This window comes from Kitasatospora sp. NPDC085464 (assembly GCF_044541955.1).
GTDB lineage: Bacteria > Actinomycetota > Actinomycetes > Streptomycetales > Streptomycetaceae > Kitasatospora.
Genome location: NZ_JBITTM010000004.1, coordinates 63206 through 82813 on the forward strand (window position 1 = coordinate 63206; position 19608 = coordinate 82813).

15 protein-coding genes are annotated in these 19608 nt (G+C 75.0%); 8 read left to right on the plus strand and 7 right to left on the minus strand.

The features are described from left to right. Positions 1–194: 194 nt before the first annotated feature. Entirely contained in the window at positions 195–1919 is a 1725-nt protein-coding gene (locus ACIGG8_RS04780) for a GAF domain-containing protein (RefSeq protein ID WP_396545832.1), read from the plus strand. A gap of 36 nt (positions 1920–1955) precedes the next feature. Here ACIGG8_RS04780 and ACIGG8_RS04785 read toward each other — a convergent pair whose 3' ends face one another. From ACIGG8_RS04785 to ACIGG8_RS04795, 3 genes are all read right to left on the minus strand, one after another. Next, entirely contained in the window at positions 1956–2936 is a 981-nt protein-coding gene (locus ACIGG8_RS04785) for an Acg family FMN-binding oxidoreductase (protein ID WP_396545833.1), read from the minus strand. Positions 2937–3057: 121 nt separating this feature from the next. Continuing rightward, positions 3058–3738 (minus strand): response regulator, encoded by a 681-nt coding sequence (locus tag ACIGG8_RS04790; RefSeq protein WP_396545834.1) that lies wholly within the window; start codon positions 3736–3738, stop codon positions 3058–3060. A gap of 113 nt (positions 3739–3851) precedes the next feature. Next, positions 3852–6587: a GNAT family N-acetyltransferase gene (locus tag ACIGG8_RS04795; RefSeq protein ID WP_396545835.1), complete on the minus strand. Its 2736-nt coding sequence runs from the start codon at positions 6585–6587 to the stop codon at positions 3852–3854. A gap of 248 nt (positions 6588–6835) precedes the next feature. On the opposite strand from ACIGG8_RS04795, the gene ACIGG8_RS04800 reads away from it, so the two are divergent. The 7 genes from ACIGG8_RS04800 to ACIGG8_RS04830 all read left to right on the plus strand — a co-directional run bounded on the left by ACIGG8_RS04800 (position 6836) and on the right by ACIGG8_RS04830 (position 15481). Continuing rightward, entirely contained in the window at positions 6836–9199 is a 2364-nt protein-coding gene (locus tag ACIGG8_RS04800; RefSeq protein WP_396545836.1) for a glycoside hydrolase family 65 protein, read from the plus strand. Positions 9200–9439: 240 nt separating this feature from the next. Continuing rightward, positions 9440–9973 carry a flavodoxin family protein gene (locus tag ACIGG8_RS04805; protein ID WP_396545837.1) on the plus strand — a complete coding sequence of 178 codons (534 nt, stop codon included), beginning with the start codon at positions 9440–9442 and terminating at the stop codon, positions 9971–9973. A 200-nt stretch (positions 9974–10173) separates the two neighbouring features. Continuing rightward, positions 10174–11712 carry an MFS transporter gene (locus ACIGG8_RS04810; RefSeq protein WP_396545838.1) on the plus strand — a complete coding sequence of 513 codons (1539 nt, stop codon included), beginning with the start codon at positions 10174–10176 and terminating at the stop codon, positions 11710–11712. Between the two features lie 118 nt (positions 11713–11830). Beyond that, positions 11831–12220 (plus strand): SCO5389 family protein, encoded by a 390-nt coding sequence (locus tag ACIGG8_RS04815; RefSeq protein ID WP_396545839.1) that lies wholly within the window; start codon positions 11831–11833, stop codon positions 12218–12220. A 219-nt stretch (positions 12221–12439) separates the two neighbouring features. Then, positions 12440–13501 carry an LLM class flavin-dependent oxidoreductase gene (locus tag ACIGG8_RS04820; protein ID WP_396545840.1) on the plus strand — a complete coding sequence of 354 codons (1062 nt, stop codon included), beginning with the start codon at positions 12440–12442 and terminating at the stop codon, positions 13499–13501. Positions 13502–13688: 187 nt separating this feature from the next. Continuing rightward, positions 13689–14333 carry a hypothetical protein gene (locus tag ACIGG8_RS04825; protein WP_396545841.1) on the plus strand — a complete coding sequence of 215 codons (645 nt, stop codon included), beginning with the start codon at positions 13689–13691 and terminating at the stop codon, positions 14331–14333. Between the two features lie 131 nt (positions 14334–14464). After that, on the plus strand, positions 14465–15481 hold the full coding sequence (locus tag ACIGG8_RS04830) for an NADP-dependent oxidoreductase (RefSeq protein ID WP_396545842.1): 1017 nt from the start codon (positions 14465–14467) through the stop codon (positions 15479–15481). 93 nt (positions 15482–15574) lie between these two features. Here ACIGG8_RS04830 and ACIGG8_RS04835 read toward each other — a convergent pair whose 3' ends face one another. From ACIGG8_RS04835 to ACIGG8_RS04850, 4 genes are all read right to left on the minus strand, one after another. Continuing rightward, a complete protein-coding gene (locus ACIGG8_RS04835) occupies positions 15575–17026 on the minus strand; it encodes a WGR domain-containing protein (protein ID WP_396545843.1) in 1452 nt (483 codons plus the stop codon). A 116-nt stretch (positions 17027–17142) separates the two neighbouring features. Further along, on the minus strand, positions 17143–17730 hold the full coding sequence (locus tag ACIGG8_RS04840; protein ID WP_396545844.1) for a GNAT family N-acetyltransferase: 588 nt from the start codon (positions 17728–17730) through the stop codon (positions 17143–17145). After that, positions 17714–18649, minus strand: coding sequence for a class I SAM-dependent methyltransferase (locus ACIGG8_RS04845; RefSeq protein WP_396545845.1), 936 nt, complete (start codon positions 18647–18649; stop codon positions 17714–17716). The genes ACIGG8_RS04840 and ACIGG8_RS04845 overlap by 17 nt, the downstream gene beginning before the upstream one ends. A gap of 119 nt (positions 18650–18768) precedes the next feature. Beyond that, positions 18769–19254 (minus strand): Pycsar system effector family protein, encoded by a 486-nt coding sequence (locus tag ACIGG8_RS04850; protein WP_396545846.1) that lies wholly within the window; start codon positions 19252–19254, stop codon positions 18769–18771. Positions 19255–19608: the final 354 nt, after the last annotated feature.

A 19608-nucleotide genomic window follows, 5' to 3' on the forward strand; every position in this document is an offset into this window, starting at 1 on the left:
CGGTCGCTCCTCTCGGACGGCGGAGCCGTGGCGGTCCCGCTCGCCCTTCCAGCGTCATCCGCGGCCCCACCCGCCGCCAGGGGGCCGGTGGGGTGCTCCGACGGGGCCGTTGGACCCCCCTTCCGCCCGACGCGGCCCGGGCCGCGCGCCTACGCTGGTCCGTGGGCCATCGGGGTCGAGCCAGGGAGGTTCCCTTGGACAGCGCGTCGGAGGCCGGTGCGTCGCAGCCGGGCGCCCCCGTGCCGAAGCTGCGGCTGGACGAGCTCCTGGACGAACTCCAGGCCCGCCTGGACGCCGCCCGCGGCACCCGCGACCGCGTCCACAGCCTGCTGGAGGCGGTGCTGGCGGTCGGACGCGACCTGGAGCTGACCCAGGTGCTGCAGCACATCGTGGAGGCGGCCGTCACCCTGGTGGACGCCGAGTACGGCGCGCTCGGGGTGATCGGCGAGGACCAGCGCCTCTCGCAGTTCATCCCGGTCGGGGTCACCGACGAACAGGTCGCGCTGATCGGCGCGCTGCCGTCCGGGCACGGCATCCTCGGCGAGCTGATCCGCCACCCCGAGCCGCTGCGGCTCTCCCGGCTCTCCGAGCACCCGGCCTCCTACGGCTTCCCGGCCGACCACCCCCCGATGCGGACCTTCCTGGGCGTGCCGATCCGGATCCGCGACAAGGTGTTCGGCAACCTCTACCTGACCGAGAAGCGCGGCGGCGGCGACTTCGACGCCGAGGACGAGTCGGTGCTCGCCACCCTCGCCGTCGCCGCCGGCGTGGCCATCGACAACGCCCGGCTGTACGCCCGGGCCCGGCAGCGGCAGCGCTGGCTGGAGGCGAGCGCCGAGGTGACCAGCAGCCTGCTCTCGGGCAGCGCGGAGCAGGAGGTGCTGGACCTGCTGCTCGCCCGGGCGGCCGAGATCGCCGGCGCGGACCTCGCCGTGTTCGCCGTGCCGGTGCCGCAGGCCCGCGAGCTGGAGGTGCGGATCGCCGTCGGGCTGCGTGCGGAGGAGCACCGCGGTCTGGTGCTGCCGGTCGAGGGGTCGTTCGTCGGCTCCGCCGTGCGCATCGGCGGGCTGGTGGTCAGTCCCGACGTCCGGCGGGACCCGAGGATCACCGCCGGGCCGCCGCGCTGGGAGGGCCTCGGCCCGGCCGTGGCCGTCCCCGTCGGGACCGCCGAGCGCGGCATCCGCGGGGTGCTGATGCTGGCCAGGGCCACCGGGGCGGCGCTGTTCGAGGAGGGCGGGTCCGGGCCGCTGCTGGGCTTCGCGGGACAGGCGGCGGTGGCCATGGAGCTCGGCGAGCGGCGCCGGGACTCCGAGCAGGTCGCGCTGCTGCGGGAACGCGACCGGATCGCGCGCGACCTGCACGACCTGGCCATCCAGCGGCTGTTCGCCACCGGAATGACCCTGCAGGGCGCGACCCGCTTCATCGACCACCCCGAGGCGGCCGACCGGGTGCTGCGGGCGATCGACGACCTGGACGAGACCGTCCGGACCATCCGCGCCACCATCTTCGGCCTGCGGCTGCGCAAGCGCGGCCCGGCGGCGGAGGGACTGCGCGGCCGCGTCGTCGAGGTGGTCGACCGCGCCGCCCGCTCGCTCGGCTTCGCGCCGGCCCTGCGGATGACCGGCCTGCTCGACGTCACGGTGCCCGCCGAGGTCGCGGACGCGGCCGTCGCCGTCCTGGAGGAGGCGCTGTCCAACGCGGCCCGCCATGCGAAGCCGACCTCCGTCGAGGCCACCATCGCGGTCGGCCCGGACGTGACCGTCACCGTGACCGACGACGGCGTCGGCCTGCCCGAGGGCGGCCGCCGCAGCGGCCTGGCCAACCTCGCCGACCGCGCCACCGCCCTGGGCGGCACCTTCACCGCCCGGGCCCGCCCCGAGGGCGGCACCGAGCTGGTCTGGCGGGTTCCGCTGTCCTAGGGTCCGTCTTCAACGCCGGGTCCCAGGGCTCCGGGATCAGGGCCGGTCCAGTACCTCCCCCGGGGCCAGCCGGGGTGTCGGGGCGCCTTCGGGGCCGTAGCCGAGGCGGATCAGGATCTGGACGTGGCCGGGGCCGCGGTGCGGGTCGCGGGCCTCCCAGCGCAGGTAGGGCCACTCCATGGCCTGGTGCAGCAGGGAGGCGCGGACGCCGTGGACGGTGGCGGCGAGCAGGACGTGTTCCAGGGCGAGGCCGGCCCGCAGCCAGTCCCGCGGGGCGTCGTGCTCGGTGGCGAGGACGGCGATGCGGGGCTCGGCCTCGAAGCGCGCAGGGGCACGGTGCTCATCGGCGTGAATGGCCGAGAAGTCGCGCATCGGCAGTCGGCCGGCCGCGTCCTGGGGACCGAGCGCGCCGACCGGGATGCCGTACGGCGGTGCCTCGCCGCTGCGGATCCAGCTGCGGCTCTCGGTGCGCTGGGCTTCGTCGGTGGTGTTGCGGCGCTCGGCCTCGGCGGTGAGGTGCAGCAGTCGGGCGGTCTCCGCGTGGTCGGGCAGGTGGAGCAGGGCGCCCTCGGACCGGGCGGCGGTGGCCAGTTCGTCCAGGACGGCCGGGGGAACGGGCTCGCCGGTGAACGGGGTGCGACTGGAGTGGCGGCGCCAGATCGCCTCGTACAGCTTCTCGGTGCCCGGCACCGGTGCGCCGGCCGGAGTGTCGAGTTCGACGGCGGCCAGCAGTCCGGGTTCGGCCGGGTCGGGCAGCAGCCTCACCTCGGGCGCCCAGCCGAGGTGGCGGGCGGCGACCCTCAGGTTGAGGACGGCCGCGCCGACGGAGATGTGCAGCGCCCGGCCCTGCGGGTCGACGGCCGGGACGGCCCGGCTGCGGTCGGCCCGGACCTCCAGCGTCGAGGTGTCCGGCTGGAGCCGGAAGCGCCAGGGCTGGCTGTTGTGGATCGAGGGTGCCGCCACCGCGGCGGAGACGAGCTTCTCCAGCGCGGGGGCGTCGAGGGTGAGGGTGGGCATGGCCGCCTCCAGGGAGATCGATCACCTCCAGCATGCGGCCGGGAGCCGGCGCGCCGCTTGGGCCGTTCGGCTCCGTCTCCGGGGCCGGCCGGGCCCCTCGGGCTCACTGCAGGCGACGGGCTCAGTGCGGGCGCTGGTGGTGCTGCTCGGTCGGCTCGGCATGGGCGGCCAGGACGGCGGCCTGGAGGCGGCGCTCGACGCCCAGCTTGGCGAGCAGCCGCGAGACGTGGTTCTTCACCGTCTTCTCGGCCAGGAAGAGCTCCCGGCCGATCTGCCGGTTCGTCTTGCCCTCCCCCACCAGGGCGAGGATCTCCCGCTCGCGGGGCGTCAGACCGGCGAGAGCCGCGTCGCTCTCGCTCTGCTCGTCGTGGTGGCGCAGGCTCTCCATCAGCTTGCGAGTGGTGGCCGGGTCGAGCATCGACTGGCCGGAGGCCACCGTACGCACTGCGCCGACCAGGTCGGCGCCCTTGATCTCCTTGAGGACGTAACCGGCCGCGCCGGCCATGATCGCGTCGAGCAGGGCATCGTCGTCGTCGAAGGAGGTCAGCATCAGGCAGGCGAGGCCGGGCAGCCCGTCCCGGAGTTCCCGGCAGACGCTCACGCCGTCGCCGTCCGGGAGCCGTACGTCGAGCACGGCGACGTCCGGGCGCAGCGCGGGCACCCGGGCGAGGGCCTGCGCGCAGCTGCCGGCCTCGCCGACGACCTCGATGTCCGCCTCGGCCTCCAGGAGGTCCCGGACGCCCCGCCGGACCACCTCGTGGTCGTCCAGCAGGAAGACGCGTACGGGCCGGGGCGTGTCCATGGCCTGCTCCGTGGGGGTGCGCGGGCGGTGACACCACCGATTCTGCGCCGCCGCGAAGCGCTGCGCACGGGCGGCGGCGCCTCCGGCCGCGGCGCCGACCCGCCGCTCCGGGGTCACTCCTCCTCGAAGGCCGGCCCGGCGGCCGCGGGGCGCCGGAGCCGCCGCAGGTAGGGGTCGAAGGACGGCCTGCGTTCGAGGCGCACCCGGGCGTCCACGCAGACCGCGCCGTCCGGGCGGACGATGACGGGGTTGAGGTCGGCCTCGACGAGTTCCGCGACGTCCTCGGCGAGCAGGGACAGCCCGGTCAGGACGGACCGTACGGCGGCGAGGTCGACGGCCGCCCCGCCGTTCCGGCCGAACAGCAGTGGGGCGCTGCGCAGTTCGGTGACCATGGTGGTCAGGTCGCGCTCGCTCAGCGGGGCGAGCCGGGCCACCCGGTCGGCCAGGACCTCGGTGGCGGTGCCGCCCAGTCCGAGGACGACGAGCGGGCCGAAGACGCGGTCCTGCACCACGCCCGCCAGCAGCTCCAGCCCGGGCGCGGCCATCGGCTGGACGACGGCGCCGACCAGCTCCGCGCCGAAGCGCTTGGTGAACTCGCGGTAGGCCTCGCGGACGTCGGCGTCCGTGGCGAGGCCGGTGCGGACGGCGCCCACGGCGCTCTTGTGCACCTGCCCGGGCCAGTACGCCTTCAGGGCGACCTTCGCGTCGTGCCCGAGCCCGCGGAGCCCGTCGGCCGCGGCCACCGCCGCCTGCTCGTCCCGCACCCAGACGGTCGTGGTGAGCGGCAGCCCGTAGGCCGCCAGCAGGTCGGCGGTGGACAGCGGGTCCAGCCAGCCGCCCTCGGGGTGAGCGGTCAGGTAGCCGTCGACCAGGCTGCGGGCCGCCTGCCGGTCGCAGTCCGGGGCGGCGACGGGTGCGGACGGCGGTTCGGCGAGTCGGCGGGCGCGGTCCCGGGCGTGGACGAGGGCCCGGGCGGCGGCCACCGCGTCCGAGTAGGCCGGCAGCACGCCGCCGTCGGCGCAGCTGCGGTACCGGACGGGTACCTGCTGGTCGAGCAGCACGGCGACTATCGGGACGCGGCGGCGGGCCGGGCCCTCCACCAGGGCGCGCACCGGGTCCTCGCCGGTGGCGGCGCCCAGCGCGGTCGGCACCAGGCACACCAGGATCGCGTCGACGGCCGGTTCCTCCTCCAACGCCCGGAGGAGGTGGGTGAGTTCGACCGGAGTGACGGCCGCCGTGGTGTCCACCGGGTTCCGGACGGACGCGCCGGCGGGGAGCAGTTCGGCCAGGCCCTGCGGGAGTTCGGGCAGCGCGAGACCGGCTTCGGCGCAGGCGTCCGCCGCGAGGATCCCGATGCCGCCCGCGTTGGACACCACGGCGACCGCTCCGCGCGGTGCGGGCAGCGGCTGGGCGTGGAACAGGGCGGCGGCCGCGACGAGTTCGTCGATGCTGCGGGTGGCGGTGATGCCGGCCTGCCGGAACAGCGCCTCCCGGGTGACGGTGGGGGTGGCGGCCGCGGCGGTGTGCGAGGCGGCGCCGCGGCGGCCGGCGGTCGAGCGGCCGGCGTCGACGGTCAGCACCGGGATCGTGCGGGTGACCCGCCGGGCGGTGCGGGCGAAGGCGCGCGGGCTGCCGAAGGACTCCAGGTGGAGCAGTGCGAGGTCGGTGCGGCCGTCCGCCTCCCACCACTGGAGCAGGTCGTTGCCGCTGACGTCGTACTTGTCGCCGAGCGAGACGAAGCTCGACACCCCGATGCCCAGCCAGGTCAGCCGCGACAGCAGGGCGATCCCCACGCCGCCGCTCTGCACGGCCACTCCGGCGGTCCCGGGCCGGGGGAAGGCGCCGCCGAACTCGGCGTCCAGCCGGACGGCGGGATCGGTCTGGGCCAGGCCCAGGCTGTTCGGCCCGACCAGCCGCATGCTGTGCCGGCGGCAGGCCCGGATCAGCCGTCCGGCCTCCTGCGCCCCGAGGCCCGAGGTGAGCACCACCAGTGCCCGCACGCCCGCCTCGCCGCACTCCTCGGCCACGCCGGGGACGGCGCCGGCGGGCACGGCCAGCACGGCGAGGTCCGGCACGGCGGGCAGCGCGGAGACGGACGGGTACGCGAGCTCGCCGCCGATCTCGCGTGCATGCTGGTTGACCGCCCAGAGCGGACCGGCGAACCCGCCCTGCCGGATCTTCGCCAGGACGGTCCCGCCGACCGAGCCCTCCCGTCGGGACGCCCCGACCACGGCGACCGAGGCCGGGCGCAGCAGCGCGGCCAGGCTCGCCACGTCGGCGCGGCGCCCGCGCTCGTCGACGGCCGAGCGGTAGTGCTCGTCGCCCTCGTCCAGCGGCACCCGGATCCTGACCTCGCCCTGGGCGTGGTGCCGCCGGACGGGCAGGCCGAGATCGGCGAAGACCTGGTGGACGGCCCGGTTGCTGTAGAGGGTGTCGGCCTCGAAGAACCGGATCCCGGCGGCCCGGGCGGCGTGCACCAGGTGTTCCAGCAGCAGGGTGGCCACGCCCCGGTGGTGCCAGCGGTCGGCCACCGCGAGGGCCAGCTCCGCGGTCCGCGACGGTTCGTCCAGCAGCTCGCAGTCCGCCTCCCCGACCAGTTCGTCCCCCGCCCAGGCGCCGAGCGCCAGGACGCCGGTGCGCGACGGCCCGCACAGCCGGTCCGCGGCCTGGGCGGGCGCGTTGCGACTGACCCCGAAGAACCGCATCCGGCGGCTCTCCTCGGACATCCCGGCGGCGTGCAGGTCGAGGACCGCCCGGTGGTCGTCCGGCCCCAGCGGCCGCAGCTCCACGGTGGTGCCGTCGGCCAGCAGGGCTTCCGCGGTGGTGAGCGACGGGTGGGCAGCGGTCATGGCGCACCTCCTGTCTCCGTCATCCAGCCTCGCCACCCCGCCACGGCCCGGGGAAGGGCCGATCGGCCCCGCCCGCGGGCCGGACGGCGGCGGGCGAGCGGAGGGCGGCGGGCGGGCGGCCCGGCCGCGGGCAGGCGGCAGGCGGGCGGGCGGCGGGCGGCCCGGCGGCGGGATGCGCAGACTGGAGGCAGACCGGTCGGCACGGAGGTCACCTCGTGGCAGCGGACCCACCAGCGGAGCATCCCGACATGCCGGACCCGTGGACCCTCCGCTACCAGGGCTTCGACCCGGCCGAGGAGGGTCTGCGGGAGGCCCTGTGCGCGGTCGGCAACGGGTACGTGGTCAGCCGGGGCGCCGCGCCGGAGGCGGTGGCGGACGGGGTGCACTACCCGGGGACGTACCTGGCGGGCTGCTACGACCGGGCGGAGTCGGCCGTCGCCGGGCGCGTGGTCACCAACGAGGACCTGGTCAACTGCCCGAACTGGCTGCCGCTGACCTTCCGCCCGGCGGGCGGGGCGTGGTTCACCGGGCCGCCCGCCGAGCAGACGCTGGAGCTCGACCTGCGCCGGGGGCTGCTGACCCGCACCGCCCTCGTCGTCGACGGGCAGGGGCGGCGGACCAGGCTGGTACAGCGCCGCCTCGCCAGCCAGGCCCGGCCGCACCTGCTGGCCCTGGAGAGCACCTTCACCCCGGAGAACTGGTCCGGCCTGCTGGAGGTGCGCTCGGGCCTGGACGGCGACGTCGCCAACACCGGGGTCGCCCGCTACCGGGGGCTGGTCGGGCGCCACCTGGCCCCGGCCGGTCAGGGGATGGACGGCACGGGGCTGCTCCGGCTCGAAGCCGAGGCGCTGCACTCGCCGCTGCGGATCGCCCTGTGCGCCCGCACGAGCGCCGACCGCGCGCACACGGTGGCGACCGAGCAGCGCGAGGGCTGGACGGCCCACCTCCTCGCCCTGGAGGCCACCGCGGGGCGGCCCGTCACCGTCACGAAGACGGTCGCCGTGCACACCTCCCGCGACCGGGCGACCGGGACCCCGCTGCGCGCCTCCCGGCTGCTCGCCGCCGAAGCCGCCGACTTCGGGCAGCTGCTCGCCGAACACGCCCTTCGCTGGGCCGAGTTGTGGCGCCGCTGCGGGATCGAGGCCGACTTCGACGGCGCCGGCCCGCTGCACCTGGACCTGTTCCACCTGCTCCAGACGTACTCCGAGCACTCCGTCGACCTGGACGTCGGCATCCCGGCCCGGGGGCTGCACGGCGAGGCGTACCGGGGGCACGTCTTCTGGGACGAGCTGTTCGTGCTGCAGCTGCTCGACCTCCGCTTCCCCGAGCTCGCCCGGGCCGTGCTGCGCCACCGCCACCGCCGCCTGGAAGCCGCGCGGCGGCAGGCCCGCGCGCTCGGCCTGCGGGGGGCGGTCTATCCGTGGCAGAGCGCCGGCGACGGCCGGGAGGAGTCCCAGCAGCTGCACCTCAACCCGCTGTCCGGCCGCTGGCTGCCGGACCACAGCCACCTGCAGCGGCACGTCGGCTCGGCCGTCGCCTACAACGTCTGGCAGTACTACCAGGCCACCGGGGACCGGGACTTCCTCGCCTCGGCCGGCGCCGAGATGCTGCTGGAGATCGCCCGCTACTGGTCCTCCGCCGCCGACTACGACCGGGCCCGGGAGCGCTGGTCGATCCGCGGGGTCCTCGGCCCCGACGAGTACCACGACGCCTACCCCTGGGCGGACCGGCCGGGCCTGGACGACAACGCCTACACCAACGTGCTGGCCTCCTGGGTGCTGGCCCGCGCCCGCGACGCCCTCGACGCCCTGCCCGGCTACCGCCGCGACGAGCTGCGCGAGCGCCTGGCCCTCGGCACCGCGGAGCTGGAGCGCTGGCAGGACGTCGGCCGGCACCTGCACGTGCCCTTCCACGACGGCGTCCTCAGCCAGTTCGACGGCTACGAGCGGCTCGCCGAGCTCGACTGGGCGGGCTACCGGCGCCGCTACCCGGACCTGCGCCGGCTCGACCGGATCCTGGAGGCCGAGGGCGACAGCGTCAACCGCTACAAGGCCTCCAAGCAGGCCGACGCGCTGATGCTCTGGTACCTGTTCTCCGCCCACGAGGTGCGCGACCTGCTGCGGCGCCTCGGCCACCCGGCCGGGCACGAACTGCTGCGCCGTACGACCGACTACTACCTGCGGCGCACCGTCCACGGCTCGACGCTCAGCTCGGTGGTGCACGCCTGGGTGCTCACCCGCTCCGACCGCCGCGCGTCCTGGCGGTACTTCCGCGACGCCCTGGTGGCCGACCTGCGGGACAGCCAGCACGGCACCACGGCGGAGGGCGTCCACCTGGGCGCCATGGCGGGCGCGGTGGACCTGCTGCAGCGCTGCTACACCGGCCTGGAGGTCCGCGAGGACGCGCTCTGGCTCGACCCGCACCTGCCCTCCGCGCTCGGCCGCCTGGAGCTGGACCTGCGCTACCGGGGCCACTGGGGCCTCGGCATCGCCGTCGACCGCCGCACGGTCACGGTGCGGCTGCGCGCGGACCGCCAGGAGCCGGTCCGCGTCCGCCTGCGCGGCGCCGAGGCGACGATCCGGCCCGGCGAGACCCGGCGCTTCCACCTCTGACGGGCGCGCGGCCCTCGGCGCCCGCGCCCGCGCGCCTGCCCGCCCGCCTGCGCTGCGCGCCTGCCCGCGCGCCTGCCCGCCCGCCTGCCTGCGCGCCTGCGCTGCAGCCGGTGCGGCCGGTGCGGCCGCCGGGCCGAACCGCCGTCCCCACGAGGGCCTGCCGGCCCCGATCCGGGCCGAACGGCCCACCGCCGCCGGACGCCGTCGGCGCGAGGCTGGAGGTGACGAAAGGTGGCGACCATGCACACCGTGATCGTGTACGAGAGCATGTACGGCAACACCCGGGAGATCGCCGAGGCGATCGCCGAGGGGGTCCGCCGGGCCGACCCCGGGGCGGCCGTGGACTGCCTCGCGGTGGCCGAGGCCGACGCCGAGCAGACCCGGTCCGCGGACCTGCTGGTGGTCGGCGGCCCGACCCACATGCACGGCATGTCCTCCGGGCTCAGCCGCCGGATGGCCGCGGCGGCCGAGGGGCGCCAGGAGGGCCGCGAGACGGCGGCGGCCGAGGCACGGGAGACCGCCGCGGGCCCGGGCCTGCGGTCCTGGTTCCACGACCTCCCGACGACCGAACCGGGCACCCACGCGGCCGCGTTCGACACCAGGGTCGACATGGCCCGGTCCGGCGGAGCGGCCGAGGGCATCGCCCACCGGCTCGCCCACCGCCACTTCGACGTGGTCGCCGAACCCGAGGGCTTCATCGTGGAGGACAACGACGGACCGCTGCGCGCCGGCGAGCTCGACCGCGCCCGCGCCTGGGGTGCGGGGCTGGTCTGAGCGGGACGGCCGGAGACCCGGGGTCGGGACGGCCGGAGACCCGGGTCGAGCGGTCGGTGGGCGTTCGTCCCCGGTGTCCGGAAATCGCCGCTTGTCCGTAATGAACGGTTGTGTTCCCTATCTCCCCGGACTAGTGTCGGTGGAGGTGAACGAATCCGTCCCCTCCCCTCGTTCACCCCCGAGTCATTGGGGAACCTGCCATGGTCACCTCGCGCGCCCTGGCCACGACTCCGCCCGCGACCGCACGTCGGGGCCAGCACCCAGGGATAGCCCTCACCGTCATCGCGGCCACCCAGCTCATGGTCGTCCTCGACATCACGATCGTGAACATCGCGCTGCCGCACATCCAGCAGGCGCTGGGGTTCAACACCACCGACCTGTCCTGGGTCATCAACGCCTACACCCTGACCTTCGGCGGGCTGCTGCTGCTCGGCGGCCGGGCGGGCGACATCCTCGGCCGACGCCGGGTGTTCATGGTCGGCGTCCTGGTCTTCAGCCTGGCCTCGCTGCTCGGCGGCGTCGCGCAGTCCTCCGCCTGGCTGCTCGCCGCGCGGTCCCTGCAGGGCCTCGGCGGCGCGATCGCCTCGCCGACCGCGCTCGCGCTGATCGCCACCAACTTCAAGGAGGGCCCGGAGCGCAACCGGGCCTTCGGCGTGTTCTCCGCCGTCGCGGGCGCGGGCGGTGCCATCGGGCTGCTGCTCGGCGGCATGCTGACGTCCTGGCTGTCCTGGCGCTGGGTGTTCTTCGTCAACGTGCCGATCGGCATCGCGATCGCCCTGCTGGCGCCGCTCTACATCAACGAGTCCGAACGCCACCCCGGCCGCTTCGACCTCACCGGCGCATTCACCGCCACCGCGGGCATGGTCTCCCTGGTGTACGGCTTCATCCGCGCCTCCGAGCACGGCTGGACGGACCCCGTGACGCTGACCGCGTTCAGCCTCGCCGTCGTCCTGCTGGCCGCCTTCCTGCTCAACGAGCGGCGCGTGCCGCAACCGATCACCCCGCTGCACCTGTTCCGCGACCGCAACCGCTCCGGCGCGTACGGGCTGATGCTCTGCGTGGCCGCGGCGATGTTCAGCATCTTCTTCTTCATCACCCTGTTCGTGCAGGAGATCCTCGGGTTCAGCCCGCTGCGGGCCGGCTTCGCCTTCCTGCCGATCAGCGTGGCCATCATCGCCGCCGCCCAGTTCGCCGCCCGCAACCAACTGCGGTGGGGCCCCAAGCCGTTCCTGGTCACCGGCTCCGTCCTGGTGCTGGCCGGCGTGGCCTGGGCGACCCAGATCGACATCAACACCACCTACGTCGGCGGCGTCCTCGGCCCGACCCTGCTCTTCGGCTTCGGCATGGGCTCGATCTTCGTCCCGGTGATGCTCACCGCCGTCTCCCACGTCGCCCCGCACGAGACCGGCGCCGCCACCGGCATGCTCAACGCCACGCAGCAGGTCGGCGGGTCCCTGGGCCTGTCGATCCTGGTCACCGTCTACGGCACCGCCAGCCGCAACGAGGCCGGCAAGCAGGTCAGCGCGTTCCTGCAGCAGGCCACTCCGCAGGAGGCCCTGCGCTTCAAGGCCACCGGACAGCTCCCCGAGCCCTACTCCTCACAGGTCCTGGTGCACGGCATCGCCAGCGCCTTCCAGATGGGCCTGGTCTTCGCGGCGCTCGCGGTCGTGATCGCCACGCTGGTCATCAAGGTCCGCCGGCCGGCGGCGGACGTCAGTCCTTCGGGGGGCGGTGCTTGACAGGGCATCAGGGTGGGCGCAACGCTTACCAGTAATGGTTTTCATCTTCGATAACCATGGCGGTGGCTGCTGCCCACCGACGCCCGGACACGCCCCACACCCCCGAAAGAGGACACCCATGTCGCTCGACGTCTCCCCCGCCCTCCTCGCCCAGGCCCGGGAGGGCCGCGTCGACCAGGCCGACTTCCTCGCCACCGTCCGCGACTCGCTCCCGTACGCCTACCAGGTCGTCGCCGGGCTCAGCACCGAACTCGCCGCCGGCGACGACGAGTTCACCACCGACAACACCACGCCCAGCGACGAGCAGCGGGCCCAGCTGCTGCGCGCGCTCGCCAGCAACGCCATCCGGGGCAGCCTGGAGGACCACTTCGGCGTGAAGCTCGCCTTCGTCAACTGCCACCGCGTCGGCGCCTTCCGGCCCGGCGCCGAGGACAGCGAGGCGTTCCGCGAGTTCACCTCGCTGCACAACCAGATCCGCAACCAGAGCCCGGAACTGCGCAGCTGCTGACCGGCGGTCCCACGCGGGGCTCGCGCCGCACCCGGGCGCGGGCCCCGCAACGCACGACGCCGTGCTGCGCGGCGTTGCCCGCCGTTGCGGGTCCGTTGCGGTCGGGTGTCCGGATCGCGTGCCGATCTTGTCGGACCGGGACCGGGACGCCTACGTTCGAAGGGCACCACCGCTCCGGCCCTCCCCCGGGCCGTCCCACAACCCGCGGAGCCGCCCACCATGTCGCCGGACCCTCGCCCCCTGCGGAAGCTCGGCTTCCTGACCATCGGGCTCTTCGACGAGGCCGACCCGCGCCGCGGCCACGAATCCACCCTGGACCTCATCACCCTCGGCGAGCAGCTCGGCTTCGACCACGCCTGGCTGCGCCACCGCCACCTCCAGTACGGCATCTCCTCCCCCGTCGCCGTGCTCGCCGCCGCCACCCAGCGCACCAGCCGCATCGGGCTCGGCACCGCCGTCACCCCGCTCGGCTGGGAGAACCCGCTGCGCCTCGCCGAGGACCTCGCCACCCTGGACGTCCTGTCCGACGGCCGGCTCAACCCCGGCTTCTCCGTCGGCCCGCCCGTCCACTACGAGCACGTGCGCGGCGCGCTCTACCCCGACACCGGCGGGCACGAGGACTTCAGCCCCCGCCGCGCCGAACGGCTGCTCGCCCTGCTCCGCGGCGAGGACGCCTCCGACTTCGAGGGCACCGAGGGCATCGAGGCGTACTCCCGCAGGGTCCAGCCGCACGCCCCCGGCCTCGCCGCCCGGCTGTGGTACGGCGCCGGCAGCCTGCGCTCCGCCCGCTGGGCCGGCGAACAGGGGATCAACCTGCTCACCAGCAGCGTGGTGAAGGCCGGGACGGACGACGGGCCGCCCGACTTCGCCGCGATCCAGGCCGAACAGATCCGCGCCTTCCGTGAACGCCACCCCGACGGCGAGCGGGCCCGGGTCTCCCAGGGGCTGGTGGTCATCCCGACCGACAGCGCCACGCCCGAACAGCGCGCCAGGTACGAGGCGTACGCCCTCGCCCGCACCCCGCGCACGCTCGCCCCGCAGGGACCGGCCCGGCTGCTGTTCGCCCCCGACCTGGTCGGCACGTCCGAGCAGCTCGTCGAACGGCTGCACGCGCACGCCGGGTACCGGGAGGTCGACGAGGTCGCCTTCGCCCTGCCGTTCACCTTCGAACACCGGGACTACGTGCAGATCCTCACCGATCTGGCGACCCGGCTCGGGCCCGCGCTCGGCTGGCGGCCGGGCCACCCCGCTCCGGCGGCCGGCGAGGACGCGACCGGGTGACCGGGTGACCGACCTGCCCCGACCGAGCGACCCCCGCCCCGGCCGACTGGACCCGCGACGCGCCGGATATCCCCAACAAGCTTGCACTCGGCGCGAGTTGACCGCAACCACGGCGGTCGCTTCGGCGTCCTGAGCCGGTACGGACGGACGGCCGCCCCGGCCGGACGCCGCCACGGGGGAGATCACGATGGGGACCCACGACGCCGTACCCGCACCGCCACCGCCGCCGCCGCCACAACCGGCCTTGCGCCCCTGCCCGCGCTGCGGGCTCACCGACCAGGTCCGCAGCGTCCCGGCGGTGTACCACTCCGGGCGCAGCAGCGTGACGTCCCGGCACCCGCACGGTGACCACCACCACTCCCGGACCCGGGAGATCGTGTCCGACCTGTCCCGCGCCCTGGCGCCCGCGCCGATCGACAACCGGGCGTCCGTCCGGACCGCGGTGGGCGTGGGGGTCGCCCTGCTCGTGATCGCCTGCTTCACCTTCCTCGCCGGATCCTTCGCCGGCGACTTCAACGCCGACGACCCTCAGTTCTCCACCTTCCAGGACCACCACGCCTTCGAGATCTCCCCCATGGTGCCCGCCGTCGCCGTGATCCTCGCGGGCCTCCTCTTCCTGACCGCGGTACTGCTCCACACGTCGGCCGAGAAGGAACTTGCCGGACGGCCCCGGGCCGAACGCCTGTGGGCCGAGGCCTGGTACTGCGCCCGCTGCGGCACCGTCCACTTCCCGCCCGCCGTCGGACTGGGCACGGCCGCCCTCGACCTCCGGGAGTTCCGCCGCATCGTCTGGCAGACGGGCGGCTACGGCCACCTCCTCGACCGTTACTGAGTACCGCGCCGGGCGCCGGTGTCGGCGCCTGCCGGACTTCCGAAGGTGGCAGGCTCTGGTCAGATGAATAAGCGCTTGCTTAGAATCGGGCCGTCGAACTTCCCGAGCCGAGTGCGCACCCAGGAGACGTCATGACCGAAGACACCGGAGTCAACCGCCAGATCCGCCTCGCCCGTCGGCCGGTCGGGGAGGTCCGGGCGGAGGACTGGGCGCACGGGAGCGAGCCGGTGGCGGTGCCCGGGGACGGCGAGTTCCTGGGGCGGACCCGGTACGTGTCGCTGGATCCGGCGATGCGCGGGTGGCTGGACGACCGGCCGTCGTACCTGCCGCCGGTGGGGCTGGGCGAGGTGATGCGGGCGGGGTCGGTGGTCGAGGTCGTCGCGTCGAACCACCCGAAGTTCCGGGTCGGGGACCACGTGGTCGGGGCCTTCGGGGTCCAGGAGTACGCCGTGTCGGACGGCAAGGGCGCGATCACCGTCGATCCCGCGCTCGCGCCGGTGTCCACCTACCTCGGCGCCCTCGGGATGCCCGGCATGACGGCCTACTTCGGGCTGCTGGACGTCGGGGCGCTCAAGGAGGGCGAGACCGTGGTGGTCTCCGGCGCCGCCGGGGCGGTCGGCACCATGGTCGGGCAGATCGCCAAGGTCAAGGGCTGCCGGGTGGTCGGCATCGCCGGCGGTCCCGAGAAGTGCGCGCTGCTCACCGGGGAACTGGGCTTCGACGCCGCGATCGACTACCGCGCCGAGGACGTCCGCAAGGCGCTGCGCACGCACGCCCCGGACGGCATCGACGTCTACTTCGACAACGTCGGCGGGCCGATCCTGGACGCGGCGCTGACCCGGCTCGCGATGCACGCCCGGGTCGTGATCTGCGGGGCCATCAGCCAGTACAACAACGAGAGCACCGTCGAGGGCCCGTCCAACTACCTGTCACTGCTGGTGCGGCGGGCGCGGATGGAGGGCTTCGTGGTGTTCGACTACGCCCGCCGGTACGCGGAGGCGGCCGCCGAGATCGCGGGCTGGATCGGCGACGGCCGCATCAAGGTGAAGGAGCAGGTGGTGGAGGGCACCGTGGACGACTTCCCGGAGACCCTGCAGATGCTGTTCCGCGGCGAGAACACCGGCAAGCTGGTGCTCCGCCTCCGCTGATCCGCTGCCACGGATCAGCCCCGGGCGAGGAGACTCCCCGGGCGGCCGCTTCCCCCGGGCGGCCGCCCGGGGCCCTGCCCCGGGGCCCGGCTGTCAGAGCAGGCGCTTGATCTCGCCGCGCGCCCGGTAGAAGCCGCCGGACGCGGACTCCCGCACCTCGGCGACCACGTAGCGCGCCCCGGGGACCCGGATGTCCTTCGGGAACTGCACCCGCCACGTGGGGTCGTAGCCCTGCGAGAGCACCCGCACCCTCAGCCGGGCGCCGTCCTGGACGCACTCCACCTCGATCCCGCCGCCGGTGCCCGCACCCGGGGCCACCGCGACCGTCTCCAGCTCCGCTCCGGCCAGCACCGGCTCCCAGCCCGCGCTCCCGACCTCCGCGGTGCTCGGCAGCGTGCCGCCCTCGGCCGCCCGGACGGCCTGCTCGCTCGCGTCCAGGCAGGCCAGCGAGCCGTCGGTGGTCACCAGGTACAGCCGGCCGTCCCGGTACTGCATGCTGTACGCCGAGCCGCAGCCGGTGGCGAGCTTCCACAGCCGGGTGCCGTCGGCCGCGAAGCAGTAGACCGAGGAGTGGTTGTCCCCGGCGAAGACGTACTCGCCGTCCGGGGAGGCCGCGCAGGAGAACACGGCGGCGTCGCAGCGGTAGGCGGCCACCTCGGCGCCGTCCGACTTGCGCAGCCGGTGCACCCAGCCGCGCCCGGTGCCGGCGAACACCTCCTCGGCCTCCTGCCAGCCGAACAGCACCTCGCCGTTGGTGGGGGTGTGCCACCGCGGGTCGCCGCTGCGGTTGTCGTAGCGGGCGACGCCGCGCGAGTGGCCGTGGTAGACGCCGTCCGCGTCGCAGCGCACCATCCAGCCGGCCCGGCCGTCGGCCTGGCGGCGCCACTGGAACTCGTCCTCGTGGTCCACCGTGGTCAGGCCGCCGCGCTCGTCGGCGACGCCGAGCACCCCGTCGTGGATGTCGAGCCAGAAGATGTCGACGTCCTGGGCTATCTCGTAGGCGACCCGCGGGACCTTGCCGCCCAGGTCGTACACCTTGCCGTCGTCACAGCCGGCGTAGATCCACCAGTCGTCCGCGACGATGCACTTGACGCCGTCCGGCAGGCCGTAGCGGGCGGTGACCTCGCCGTCGTGGGTGAGGGTGTACACGTCGCCGCGCTCGTTGCCGACCCAGGCGTGCTCCTCCCCGACGAAGATCCCGAAGGCGGGCGAGCCGGAGCGGAACCGCCACAGCAGCGGAGCCTGGCGGGCGGTGGAACGGGTGCTGACGATCTGCCGCCTGGTCACCGCGCGGCGCTGGCGCACGCCCTGGACGGCGGGGGCGTAGCCCTTGCGGACCTTCTCGCCGATCTTCTTCGCGGCCGCGGCGGCCGCCTTCTCGGCGCTGGGGTAGCTGGTGGCCTTGCTCTGACCGGGCTCGCCGATCCGCCCGTACCGGACCGTCACCACCGCACCGGCGATGCGCACCTCGTAGAACTTGTGCGCACTCCCCTCGTCCTCGGACAGTTCGAGGTAGGTGACCTGCTCTCCCACGGCGACGGACACGGCGAAGACCCCTTTCGGGCAACGGAGATGGAATCGCGGGGGCGGCTCAGGCCCTCCGACGACCCCAAACTATGCCCTCGCACCGACAATCGCCCGGGCCGGGCCTTGTCCCGGGATCAGCGCCGGCCGCGCTCGTCCGTCGGCCCGGTGTCCAGCAGCCGGACCATGTGCAGCTTGGCGACGGCCCGCCCGTCCACCAGGACGGCCCTCGGCTCCCGCCCCCACACCTCGAACCCGCAGGCGGTGTAGAGCCGCAGGGCCGCCTCGTTGCCCTCCGAGACGGTCAGCAGCACCTGCTGCAGCCACGGGTCCGCGGCGGCGGTCCGCAGCACCTCGCGCACCAGGGCCCGCCCGGTCCCCCGCCCGGCCGCGCCGCGGGCCACCGCCATGCCGTACAGCGTGCCCTTGTGCCGCTCCTGGCTCCGCCGCGCCACCGTGAGCCCGGCGGTGCCGACCAGGGTGCCGTCGGCGTCGAAGGCCCCGAGCAGCGCGCCCGGCCCGTCCTCGGCCTCGGCCAGGCGCCGGAGCGTCGCGGCCATCGGCCTGGCGCACTCCTCGGCGTAGCCGGAGGTGAAGGCGCTCGGCGTCTCGCGCAACGCGGTGAGCCGGAACGCCCGGTACGGTTCGGCGTCCGCGCGCCCCAGGCGGCGGATGGCGACGGGCGCCGGGGCGCTCCCGGCGACGGGCTCAGCCGAGGCGGACACGGGTGCACCTCGTCAGGTACGGCAGCCGGATGACGTCCCGGCCCGCCAGGTCCGGGTGGGTCGCGAGCAGGTGCCCGACGTCGGCCAGCAGACGGGCGCGTTCGGCCTCCGGCAGCGCGATGACGTAGCTGCGCGAGGCGACCATCTCGACGATCCCGGCCGGCGTGGTCTCGTGCTCCCAGCCGATCTCCAGCCGCTCGGGCGGCCCGAACGGCGCCGGCAGGACGGGCCGGGTGTCGATCCGCTGCCGGGCCGGACGGTGCATCAGCGCCCCGAGTTCGGCGGCCCAGGGCTCGGACTCGTCCCGGACGTTCCACACCAGGGCGAGCGTCCCGCCGGGGGCGAGCACCCGGGCGATCTCCGGGACGGCGGCCGCCGGGTCGAACCAGTGCCAGGCCTGTGCCACCACGACGGCGTCCACGCTCCCGTCCGGCAGCGGGATGCGCTCCGCCGAGCCGGCGCGCACGGCCGCCTTCGGCACCGCCGCGGCCAGCTGCGCCCGCATGCCCGCGTCCGGCTCGACCGCCACCACGTCCAGGCCCGCCTCGACCAGCAGCCGGGTCGACTTGCCGGTGCCGGCGCCCAGGTCGAGCACCCGCCGGGCCTCCCGGGGCACCGCCGATCCGATCAGCGCCTGCGGGTACCCCGGCCGCCCGGCCTGGTACGCGGCCGCCGCGATCCCGAACGACCGGGCCCGCAGCCGTCCCGCCCACCGCCGCGTCGCCCCCTGCCGGGTCATCCCGCAGGCCCGCCCGATCTCCTCCCAGGTCGCCTCCTGCCCGCGCCGCAACTCCTCCACCAGCTCGGTCCGCCGCTCCTCCAACGCCTCGATCACCCCCGACAGCCGCCGCAACCCCGCCACCCCGCCCCCACCGGCCACGTCCTCCGCCACCCGCCGACCAAGATCGTCCGTCTCCATGGGACCGCACTGTAGGGATCGCTGCCGCGGTCCGTCAATGACTGTTGCCACGGAACGCAACAGTTGTTGCCCCGGCGGGCCGCCGCGGCCCCGGCCGTGGTGCGGCCGGGGCCTCCGCTCTACAACGGCCGGAGGGTCAGTGCGAACTGGGGAAGCGCCAGGAGGAGCAGGACGGTCCCCACCTCGATCCAGCGGTACTTCGCCCAGATGATCGCGCTGGTCCCGGCCAGCGCGGCGAGCAGCGGGCCGGCCGGGTCGCGCCCGGCCCGCGCGAACGCGCGGCGCAGACGGTCCGGGCCCGCGCCCGGGGCGATGTGCTCGAAGTACCCCGGGCCGGCCAGGTCTGCGCCACGCCCCTTGCGGTGACGCGGCACGAGCGCGGAGACGAAGCAGGCGACGGCCAGCAGCGCGCTCGCCACGGCGGTCCACCGCAGCAGCCGGCCCCCGGGAGCGGTGCCGCCGGTGTCCAAGGGGATGAAGGTCGCGAGCACCGCGCCCGTGAACGCCAGGAACACCGCCGCCTTGGTGTCGGCCCGCACGGAAGCGCGCGGGTTCGCGAAATCCTGGGCGCCGCCTTCACCGCCAATGCCCGTCAGTGCCAGCACATGCGTGCCGCACCTGGCGGAGGCCACGGCCCGGCACGGCAGGAAGAGCGTCCGCCGCTACGGCCGGTCTGACCCTCCGGGCGGCTGTAGCAGCGGCACCTCACCGGCCCTTCGACAAGGAAGGAAACACGATGGTCTTCGTCGGAGTCCACGGCCAGTGGGGCCGCGTCGACGTCACCCAGGCCGACCTGGGCTGCGGCCAGGACCGCGAGAGCATCTACAAGACCAAAACGCCCTCGCCGCTGACCTGCTACGAGTGCGAGTGGCGGCTGCACCTGGTCCACCGCACCCACGGAGCCTACGAACTATGGTTCCTGTGCCACGCCAACAACGCGCCCCACTGCGAGGCCAAGG

Coding starts and splice junctions, on each gene's coding strand:
- ACIGG8_RS04785 (WP_396545833.1), bottom strand. CDS start 2,936: ATGCCCACCCTCACCCTCGACGCCCCCGCGCTGGAGAAGCTCGTCTCC.
- ACIGG8_RS04790 (WP_396545834.1), bottom strand. CDS start 3,738: ATGGACACGCCCCGGCCCGTACGCGTCTTCCTGCTGGACGACCACGAG.
- ACIGG8_RS04795 (WP_396545835.1), bottom strand. CDS start 6,587: ATGACCGCTGCCCACCCGTCGCTCACCACCGCGGAAGCCCTGCTGGCC.
- ACIGG8_RS04800 (WP_396545836.1), top strand. CDS start 6,836: ATGCCGGACCCGTGGACCCTCCGCTACCAGGGCTTCGACCCGGCCGAG.
- ACIGG8_RS04805 (WP_396545837.1), top strand. CDS start 9,440: ATGCACACCGTGATCGTGTACGAGAGCATGTACGGCAACACCCGGGAG.
- ACIGG8_RS04810 (WP_396545838.1), top strand. CDS start 10,174: ATGGTCACCTCGCGCGCCCTGGCCACGACTCCGCCCGCGACCGCACGT.
- ACIGG8_RS04815 (WP_396545839.1), top strand. CDS start 11,831: ATGTCGCTCGACGTCTCCCCCGCCCTCCTCGCCCAGGCCCGGGAGGGC.
- ACIGG8_RS04820 (WP_396545840.1), top strand. CDS start 12,440: ATGTCGCCGGACCCTCGCCCCCTGCGGAAGCTCGGCTTCCTGACCATC.
- ACIGG8_RS04825 (WP_396545841.1), top strand. CDS start 13,689: ATGGGGACCCACGACGCCGTACCCGCACCGCCACCGCCGCCGCCGCCA.
- ACIGG8_RS04830 (WP_396545842.1), top strand. CDS start 14,465: ATGACCGAAGACACCGGAGTCAACCGCCAGATCCGCCTCGCCCGTCGG.
- ACIGG8_RS04845 (WP_396545845.1), bottom strand. CDS start 18,649: ATGGAGACGGACGATCTTGGTCGGCGGGTGGCGGAGGACGTGGCCGGT.